An 8,152-nucleotide genomic window follows, 5' to 3' on the forward strand; every position below is an offset into this window, starting at 1 on the left:
TTTGTTATATTATTTTCAACACTAATTACATCATTTTTAGCCATGTTCTAGTCCTCCCATTCATCATCCAAAGCTGAAGCACTTTGAACAACTGTTCCTTGGTTTGAGCGAATTTGATAAATAATCATTGCGATTGCGAATGCGATCAATGTGATACCAACCATAGTGATGGCTTGACCTGCATATGCTGCAAGAACAAATCCAATAATTAAGTATGGTGTTAAATCTTTTTCGAAGATAATGTTCAACAATAACGCAAATCCTAATGCAGGAAGCAATGCAGCTACACCGTTTAATCCAGCATTTGCCCATGCAGGAAGTCCATCTGCGATAGCTTGGATTACGCCATGGCCAAAATACATAGCTACAAATGCAACTAATGAATATAATGCGAATGTTGCCCAGTTACAGAAATGATGAGTCAATGCGATTGACTTAAAATTACCTGCTTCAATATCATTATCTACTTTGTGCATCAATCCAGAATAAGAAGCAATTAGTAATGTGTTAATAAACTGCATAACAACTGCAACTGGAACACCAAATAGAATAGCTGTTTCAGCACCTTTGCCAGTCATAATCGCAACAGCTGCACCAATTGTTCCACCAGTACCAATATCAAGTTGAGCTGTAGGACCAATACCAGTTGCTCCCATCCATAAAAGTTGTAATTCTGCACCAACCTTCAATCCTTTCGTAACATCTCCTAAAGCTAAACCAACTAAGAATCCAGTAACAACAGGTTCACGGAATTTAGCTTCACCTAACCAGTTTCCATCCAAAACGGTTAGACCGGCAATCAAGCCGATTAATAACGCTTGAATAAATGTCATATTACTCTCCTCCTTAATGACATTGGTATATATCTAATACCATTTCCTAATTCATTTATACCATGTATATATACCAATATCAACAATTTCTTTGGCACACATGTATACCAATTCAATATTAGTCGCAAAAAAAAGAGGTATCTACCAATTAGACACCTCTATTCTGATATACTTATATACCAATTTATTGACTTCTAAACTTCAACCCTTGGGTTACATATTTAAATGATGAATACTTTGGATTATGATATGAAATTGTATACTCCACCAATTCACGATTCTCATCATAGCCATGATAATCAAAAATAAATACATTTCTTTCAATATCCATATATTTTCGATACTCTATCGGCAAAGAATCAATGCGCAAATAAGAAACCATAGTTCTAGGTCGATGTCCTAAATCATCCATATAGTCATATAATGAAAAGCTCTCAAAATCAAAACGCTCTGCATCCTCGAATTTAGAACAAGGAATATATACCTTCTGCAATGCATAAGGCTCATCATTGATATAAGACAAACGAATAATTTCATATATATGATCTTCATTTGGAAAAACTTCCTTTAATTTATCTTTAGGCTTTATCTTTGTCAAAGATAGTGTTTTACGACTCGATTTCATTCCCTTTTGACGAATCTGCGCACTCAATGAATAAACACCGGCACGACCTAATTCTAGTTTTTCTTCAACATATGGAACTTTCGCAACATAGTTTCCACTGCCTCTTTTTGTTTTAATAACCCCTTCTTCTTGTAGTTTTTTTAATGCATTTCGCACCGTCATTCGATTGATTCCATATTGTTCGGACATCTCTCTTTCACTCACTAAACGATCTCCGACTTGAAGTTGTCCATCCTGAATTTTCTTTTTGATGCTGTCCATCAGTTGTACATAGATTGGTTTTTCACTCATATTTCTGACACACTCCTATATCTATAAAAGCTTGGTAGACTTGACATTTCAAAATATTCAAAAGGCTCATGATCATTTTTTGAAACATAAGAAGTTCCACGATTTAATAAAATCTCGCATTTTCCTTCTAATCCTAATAATCTTTTTTCTTCCCTTTTTGCCTCCACCAATAATAATTCTTCTTGTGTTTCATAAACCTGTATACCATATTCCCTTAATAAAAGCCCATAAAACGATGTATTCCCAAGATCATATTCTTCAAGTCCTTCCACCTTCGAATATTCAATATACGTTTTTTCAATGGATTGGGCGATCCCTTCTACATATCGAACTCGACATAAATAGAAGAGTTTAGTAGCCAACGGCACATTTAATTGTTTCGACAAATAGTAATTGGATTCAATCACTTTCTTTTCAATAATACGATTTTCTAAAGTTAAACCTTGTTCACGAATCGCTTCTGTAACCGACATAAAACAATCTATGTCGCGAAGTACATATATATTATCCTTATCCATACTCTTTTCTCCCTATATAATTGGTATACCCATCATATCATGTTTTGGTATACAAAAAAAGGAGACGATTCATAAATATCGCCTCAATTTGATCCCTACAAACTTTTTAAATAATCTTCAACGTTTAAATACTGAATCGTATCCATCTCTGTATTTTCTCCACGATAAATCACATACCTTCCGGTAATATTGCCATATCGATGTGTCGTCATCGCACACTTTTCTTCATCATTTATATGTCGATATTGTTCACATGCTCGTTCCTTACTGTATTTTATTTCATATATTTCACATGATAATGTTTTCGGATCTTGCACAACCATATCAAACTCACCAATTGGAAATTGCAATTTAAAGACATGTTTATCTTTTTTTGCGAGTTTTGTTTCCAAAAGAACTATATCCTCCATCATTTTGCCACGAATTTCACTAAGTAAACGTTCTAAAATACGTGTCCTTTTTTGGATATCTAACTCTTGGAACTTTTCATCTAAAAGAAGATTTTCAACAATAGCTTCGGCTTGTGCATATCTTAAACCAGGCTGTGTAACCACTATAATTTTACTCTTCTGGTTTACTTCTGGTAAATATTCTAAATCTATTTCTTTTATTAAGTCCAATATCGCCAGATACTCTTTAATTTGAGTCATATGCACATCACTAATATCAACACTTTGTTCTTCCTTATTTAAAATATCAAGCATATTCTTTATTCCCAGAGTCACCTTATCTAGATTTAATGAGTCCACTCTATCCCCCAACAAATTATTGGCAGTGATTCTTTCCACAACACTTTTTGTAAATCTATGATTCATATCTTCTACTACTCGATTAATCACATTCGTAAGCTCTCCTTTTTCATATAAATCTAAAAGCTGACGAAAATGACCCCCATATTGGTACATCTTTAAAGAATGTTGGATATTCTTCGCAATCGAAGTATTAATATACTCTTCTGTATCCTTAATATTTGAAAATGGTGTGCTCGCATTATAATTGATTCCACCAAGACTCATTGTCCCTCCATAACGTATATACTCATCAATCCCATATATACCAAGTACATTTTCAAATTCTCTATAGGGTATAAATGTAGTATGTAGCATAATACATCGATCATATAATTGTTCTTCTTTAGAAAACGCGAAACCAAGCGAATCCGTTCCAGAAAGAACAATTTTCATTCCACTACTTGCATAAATATCCGAAAATAAAGCGGAGCCTTCAATGAAATCTTCCATCAATGTCATTTCATCCAAAAATACATATTTATATCCATTTTTTTCTAACAATCTTAAGTCTTCATCAATATCGGATAAAGAATCTTTTGATGTAACTTGAATAAACGCAGCTTTATTAAAATCAGATTCAGACAATTCTAAAATAATCTGACGAATCAATGTGGTTTTTCCAGTTCGTCTTAATCCATATAATATGAATACTTTATCGTCTATATCTTTGAAGATATAATCTCTAAGTATTTGAATACATTCTCTTTTTTTATAGTTTCGTGTAATAGAAACTAAAGATTTGAGTCTATTACCAACAATCACCTTTGTCTTAAAATCAAGATTTTTTTCTTTAGGCATATATTGTTTTAATTTTTTTAATTCCTTTTCTAATTTTTTTCTTTTCTCAATATTCGATTTAAGTTCATCAACATCTTCAGCTTTTACATATTTTTCCATTCGCTTCCCATTCTGAGTGATTCTATGATAATAATAAATATTACCATGTACATTCTTTTTAGAAACGCCGCCAGCCGGTAAAACAGCTATCTCACGCTCAATTTCAGCAATACGCTCTATTATTTTCTCATTATCCATAATTCTTCACCTACCATCTGTTATACCCATTATACCCATTTAGAATTTACTGTTCAAGGGTATAAAAAGGAGACGATTAATAAATATCGCCTCTTACTAGTTTTTTTGAATATATATGATAATACCCCATCAATAGTGCTGCATTTACAATCCATGTCAATGGCCAACCTAAGAATACAGTAATTAATTCTGAACTAAATTGTGTTGCCACAAATAAATAGACTTGTCTTAAAATAACGAAACATAAAATCATCGAATACATTGGTATTTTCGATAAACCAACACCTCTTAGGGCACCTGCAGTGATATGGGATAAAGGAAGGAAGATATAGCCTGGCGCAAAGACAGAAATCATAGTCACACCAGCTACAATCACATCTTTATCTTGTGAGAATAATCCGACTAAGAACTCTCCATTTGTATAAATCAAGAAGGCTCCTAATGCGATGATTATTTCACACATCAATAGTGTTGTATATAAACCTTTTCTTACACGCTTATAGTTTTGAGCTCCATAGTTCTGTCCCACAAACGTTGTGATAGCCATCGAGAAGCTTTGAATTGGAAGCTGCAAGAAACCGTCTAGTTTTGTAGTTGTACTATATCCTGCAACAGCTGCTGAACCAAATTTAGAAATATACGATTGTACGATTACATTGGAAAAAGAAACAATACTATTTTGTAGGGCTGCCGGAATTCCAATTGAAATAATTCTTGAGAGAATTGGCTTTGAAAAACGAATCTTAGAAATATATACCTTATAATCTTTATCTGTATGCATCAATTCATGCATGACTAAAATAGCGGATACAAGCTGTGCAAGTGTTGTCGCAATACCCACACCGGCAACACCTAAATGAAAGTAGATCACAAACACAAAGTCTAATACAATATTGACTAAACTCGATACAACTAAGTAGATCAACGGATTTTTACTATCACCCAAAGCTCTTAAAATTCCGGCGCCCATATTATAAATTAACGAGAAGGATACGCCCGCAAAATAGATTTGAAGATAAATTACAGCCAAAGGTAAAACTTCTTTAGGAGAACCAATCATAACTAAGATGGGTTTAGATAGAGCAATACCCAATATTGTGAATAAGACGCATAAAACTAAAGTTAAAGCTAAAGATGTATGGATGGAATCCTGCATCTTTTTTGTTTCTTTGGCTCCAAAATATTGTGCAATCACAACACCAGCACCCGTTGATAATCCCATAAAGAATCCAACTAACATATTAATGATGGAAGTCGATTGTCCTACGGCGGCAAGGGCATGCGAACTGACAAAGTTTCCTACCACATACGAATCTACTGTATTGTATAATTGTTGAAATAAATTTCCAACCAATAATGGTAAAGAAAATATCAATATTGATTTCCATATGCTTCCCTTTAATAAATCTGTGCTTTCCAACGCCTTCACCCTTTCCAAAAGAAAATGCAGAATTCCATATTGGTCTTCTACATAATGTAAAATAATTTTAACTCTTTTCTGAAAAAATTGAAAGCTTATCCTAAAATTACATCCAACACCATCATGATACAAAATCCAAACAAGAAAGAAATTGTTGGAAGATTCGAATGTTTTCCTTGTGCCATTTCCGGAACCAGTTCTTCAATCACCACAAACAACATAGCGCCTGCCGCAAAACTTAAACAAAGTGGCAAGCATTGTAAAATCCAATTTGAAAATAAGATTGTGATATAGCCAAATATTGGTTCTACAATACCCGATAATGCACCAATCAAAAACGCCTTATGTTTTGAATATCCATTACTCTTTAAGGGTAAAGATAAAATGGCGCCTTCGGGAAAATTTTGTATCGCAATCCCAATGGATAAAGCTAAAGCGGAATACAAATTTTGTGTGTTTAAAGCTTGCGCCAATACCACACCAACAGCCATACCTTCTGGAATATTATGCAAAGTAACCGCAAAAACTAGCTTTGTCGTTTTCTTAAGATGTGATTCTTTTCCCTCTTCATCATTTGTTCCAGGATGCATATGAGGAACAATACAATCTAAAACAAGTAGTAATAAAGCGCCTAAGAATATACCAAGCACAATGATCAAAATATCCTTTTCTTGTTCGATTGCCGGAATCAATAAAGACCAAATACTTGCAGCCACCATGACACCTGAGGCAATACCTGAAAAGCATCTAGACAATAGTTCATTATTTTTATTTTCCATAAAATACACAACTGCTGAACCTAAAGTTGTGCCAAAAAAAGGAATTAGTAATCCTAACCACATAATTATCACCATAGTTAGTTTAAACTAATTCCTTTATATTCGTCAATTCAAACGCAAATTATATGCAAATCCATGATGTTCAATATAATCCTCTAAGATCCATCCTTTATCATGAATTTCTTTAGCTGCTTCTTTTCCTACATATCTAAAGTGCCATGGCTCATTAGTAGCGCCCGTTCTATCTCTTGCATTTTCTGGGAAACGCAAAATGAATCCATATTTATAGGCATTTTCTTCAACCCAATCATAGTCTGGTGATTCTCCAAACGTTCCATATTCTCCATCCAATACACTTTGACTTGTTAGATCCACACTCAATCCGCATTGGTGTTCACTTGATCCTGGAGTCGAAACTAAGCTTGCCGCATAAGCCGCATCATACATCGCAAAATATTCATTATAAACAGCTAATTGTGTTTCATAAGAACGATATGAACTCTTGATCGCAATACTATAACCTTTTTTCAAACCATCCTTATACATATTTTCAAGCGCAGTTGCCGCTTCATCCCTTAATTGTCCAACTTCACTTTCATATGGAATATTCACATCTCTTAAATCGCTTGGTACATAATCGCTTGGTACACTAAAACCATTTTTAATTAAAACCAACATATTTGCAGGATCCTCAATTGTATATGTACGATCATCACGCTTACTTGAATCAATGCCTGGATAAGAAACGGTTAATACAGCTTTTAAAGGCTTTAATCCAGAATCCACATATTCCTTGATATCTTTGATTTGTGCACCTTTAATTGCCAAATATTTCTTTGCCTTTTTATAAGGTACACTTGCTGAAATCAATGTATCCAAATTTGAAATGGTATATATATCCGAATTATTAAATAACACATCCGTTGTATAGCCCAAATAATTTAAGTCTTCCATTCTTTCATAGTAAGAATCAATATAATAAACAACTTTCTTTACACTCTCTTTAGAAGCCCTGTAATACTTGTCATACAATAAATAGTGCGAATCATTTTTTACTTTATTCCACTTCGAAATATCAATAATTTGATCATAGTCCAAGATATCTTTGATATCATCTTTTTCTAATTTTAATACAACCTTTTTATCCTCTTTATGATATCCTTTAATACTCAATCGAATACTAGTAAAATTCGCAATCAATAATGCGATACAAATAAGCGGAATCAGCACTACAATTATAATTCTTTTTCTGTTCACTTTTCTTTTTACTTTTTTCATAAATTCACCTAAATCATTATATAAAATGCAATGCGGAAAGACAAATTTCAATTTTTTACATTTAATATGTAATTTTTTTCAAGGCATGTTACAATACCTCGTAGAGGTGATTATATGTTATTCAAAAACGCAACCATTTATACAATGGAACAAGACCCTTTTGTAGGAGATTTTAGAATCGATAAGGGTGTATTTACAGAAGTAGGAAAAGATTTAAATCCAAAAGATGAAGAAGTACAAGATTTAAATGGACTCTTTGTATTTCCTGGTTTAGTTGAAAGTCATTGCCACTTAGGCATGGAAGAAACAGCCATTCGCTTTGAAGGTGATGATGTCAACGAAATCACAGATCCAATCACACCAAACATGCGTGGTATTGATGGATGTAATCCAATGGATGAAACCGTAGAACTTGCATTAAAAGGTGGTGTTACTACAGTTGCTGCTGGTCCTGGTAGTGCTAACGTTCTTGGTGGAACTTTCTTTGCGTATAAGACAAAAGGAAATTGTATTGATGAAATGACAATTCAAAATCCAATTGCGATGAAGGCTGCCTTTGGTGAAAATCCTAAGCGTTGTTAT

General features: G+C 33.5%; 7 protein-coding genes and 1 pseudogene. 1 reads left to right on the forward strand and 7 read right to left on the reverse strand.

Features of this window, described 5'->3' with window-relative positions; translation table 11 throughout:
• Positions 1-47: 47 nt before the first annotated feature.
• The 7 genes from Q3907_RS09815 to Q3907_RS09845 all read right to left on the reverse strand — a co-directional run bounded on the left by Q3907_RS09815 (position 48) and on the right by Q3907_RS09845 (position 7,570).
• Positions 48-833, reverse strand: coding sequence for a PTS sugar transporter subunit IIC (locus tag Q3907_RS09815; protein WP_003864233.1), 786 nt, complete (start codon positions 831-833; stop codon positions 48-50).
• Between the two features lie 184 nt (positions 834-1,017).
• Positions 1,018-1,749 (reverse strand): GntR family transcriptional regulator, encoded by a 732-nt coding sequence (locus Q3907_RS09820; RefSeq protein ID WP_295642658.1) that lies wholly within the window; start codon positions 1,747-1,749, stop codon positions 1,018-1,020.
• Positions 1,746-2,267, reverse strand: coding sequence for a UTRA domain-containing protein (locus Q3907_RS09825; protein ID WP_217799206.1), 522 nt, complete (start codon positions 2,265-2,267; stop codon positions 1,746-1,748). Before Q3907_RS09825 ends, Q3907_RS09820 begins: the two co-directional genes overlap by 4 nt.
• Positions 2,268-2,362: 95 nt before the next feature.
• Complete coding sequence (locus Q3907_RS09830) at positions 2,363-4,093, reverse strand: AAA family ATPase (protein WP_301898148.1); 1,731 nt, start codon at positions 4,091-4,093, stop codon at positions 2,363-2,365.
• Positions 4,094-4,169: 76 nt separating this feature from the next.
• Entirely contained in the window at positions 4,170-5,522 is a 1,353-nt protein-coding gene (locus Q3907_RS09835) for an MATE family efflux transporter (protein ID WP_301898149.1), read from the reverse strand.
• An 86-nt stretch (positions 5,523-5,608) separates the two neighbouring features.
• A complete protein-coding gene (locus tag Q3907_RS09840) occupies positions 5,609-6,367 on the reverse strand; it encodes a ZIP family metal transporter (protein WP_301898150.1) in 759 nt (252 codons plus the stop codon).
• Between the two features lie 30 nt (positions 6,368-6,397).
• Entirely contained in the window at positions 6,398-7,570 is a 1,173-nt protein-coding gene (locus tag Q3907_RS09845) for a D-alanyl-D-alanine carboxypeptidase family protein (protein ID WP_301898151.1), read from the reverse strand.
• Between the two features lie 114 nt (positions 7,571-7,684).
• Between Q3907_RS09845 and Q3907_RS09850 the strand changes: the two are divergent.
• Positions 7,685-8,152, forward strand: a pseudogene (locus Q3907_RS09850) (amidohydrolase); the annotation flags it as partial.

The organism is uncultured Holdemanella sp. (assembly GCF_958348295.1).
GTDB lineage: Bacteria > Bacillota_I > Bacilli_A > Erysipelotrichales > Erysipelotrichaceae > Holdemanella.

What these genes read in the sequence shown, in the direction of transcription:
- Q3907_RS09840 (WP_301898150.1), bottom strand. Translation starts at nt 6,367, where the DNA reads ATGGTGATAATTATGTGGTTAGGATTACTAATTCCTTTTTTTGGCACA.
- Q3907_RS09820 (WP_295642658.1), bottom strand. Translation starts at nt 1,749, where the DNA reads ATGAGTGAAAAACCAATCTATGTACAACTGATGGACAGCATCAAAAAG.
- Q3907_RS09825 (WP_217799206.1), bottom strand. Translation starts at nt 2,267, where the DNA reads ATGGATAAGGATAATATATATGTACTTCGCGACATAGATTGTTTTATG.
- Q3907_RS09815 (WP_003864233.1), bottom strand. Translation starts at nt 833, where the DNA reads ATGACATTTATTCAAGCGTTATTAATCGGCTTGATTGCCGGTCTAACC.
- Q3907_RS09830 (WP_301898148.1), bottom strand. Translation starts at nt 4,093, where the DNA reads ATGGATAATGAGAAAATAATAGAGCGTATTGCTGAAATTGAGCGTGAG.
- Q3907_RS09845 (WP_301898151.1), bottom strand. Translation starts at nt 7,570, where the DNA reads ATGAAAAAAGTAAAAAGAAAAGTGAACAGAAAAAGAATTATAATTGTA.